At 66.0% G+C, this 1,490-nt stretch carries 1 protein-coding gene; it reads left to right on the forward strand.

The features are described 5' to 3' along the window. A partial coding sequence (locus WF331_RS29095) for an Ig-like domain-containing protein (protein ID WP_340623566.1) occupies positions 1–1,490 on the forward strand: 1,490 nt, incomplete at both ends.

Raw genomic sequence — 1,490 nt, forward strand, 5'->3', positions numbered from 1 at the left:
ACAAGTCGATGGCGAAGTGCTGCAAGCCACTGCATCCGATGCCGCTGGCAACACGTCCGTGGCAAGCTCGGTCACTGCACCGGACATTGACGGCGTGGATACCACGCCGCCTGAAGCCCCGACCAATCTGATAATCGGCCTGGCTGGCAGCCAACTGAGCGGCCGTGGCGAAGCCGGCACCACCGTGCAGGTGCGTGACGCAGCAGGTAACCTGCTGGCGACTGGCACTGTCGGTCCGGACGGCAACTTTATAGTGTCCTTGAGCCCTGCCGTGATCGACGGCAGCACCTTGCAAGTAACGCTCACCGACGCCGCCGGCAACGTATCGCAGCCGGGCTCGGTCACCTCTGCTGACCTGCTGCCGCCTGCCCAACCGACTGAACTGGCCTTGGCCGACGGCGTGACCTTCACCGGTCGCGGTGAAGCGGGCGCTACTGTGCAGGTGCGTGATGCCGGTGGCAACATCATCGGCACCGGCATCGTCGGTGCCGATGGCTTGTTCAGCTTGACCCTGAACCCTGCTCAGGCCAACGGCGAAGCACTGGACGTACGCCTGGTGGACGCGGCCGGCAACACCTCGGCGCCGCTGCAGTTCGATGCCCCGGATATCACGCCACCTGGCGCAGTGAGCAATATCGTGGTCGGCGCTGATGGCCTGGCACTGAGCGGCCGTGGTGAGCCGGGTGCCACCGTCGAAGTGCGCGATGCCGAGGGTAACGTCATCGGCTCTGGCGTAGTCGGTGCCAACGGCACCTTCCTCATCGACCTGAATCCAGCCGCGCAACCGGGCGAGCAACTGAGCCTGGTACAGACCGACCCAAGCGGCAACGCCTCGGTGGCCCTGGAGTACGACGTACCGCTGACCACTGCACCAGTCAGCCCGAGCAACCTGGCCATCGATGCCGACGGCACCACCCTTACTGGTTCGGCCCCCGCTGGCAGCCGTGTCGAGGTACACGACGCCAACGGCACGCTGATCGGCAGCGCCATCGCCAATGCCGATGGCACCTTCAGCATCGAACTGAACCCGGCCCAGGCCAACGGCGAACTGCTGGATGTGGTCGCCATCGATGACAGCGGCGCGTCCTCGCTGCCTGCGCAAATCACCGCGCCAGACATCACCGCCCCGGCCAGCCCGACCGAACTGGCCGTCAGCGCTGACGGCACCGTGCTCACCGGCCGTGCCGAACCGGGCAGTACCGTGCGTATCCTGGCAGCCGACGGTACCGAACTGGGTACTGCTCTGGTCGGCCCGACCGGTGTATTCAGCATCAACCTCGCTCCGCCGCAAGTCGACGGCGAAGTGCTGCAAGCCACTGCGACTGATGCCGCCGGCAATACCTCGGTAGCCAGTTCAGTCACTGCACCGGATATCGACGGCGTGGATACCACGCCGCCTGAAGCCCCGACCAATCTGGTAATCGGCTTGGCCGGCAGCCAACTGAGCGGCCGTGGCGAAGCCGGCACCACCGTGCAGGTGCGTGACGCCG

It is taken from the genome of Pseudomonas sp. YNh, from assembly GCF_037993085.1.
Classification (GTDB): Bacteria; Pseudomonadota; Gammaproteobacteria; order Pseudomonadales; family Pseudomonadaceae; genus Aquipseudomonas; species Aquipseudomonas putida.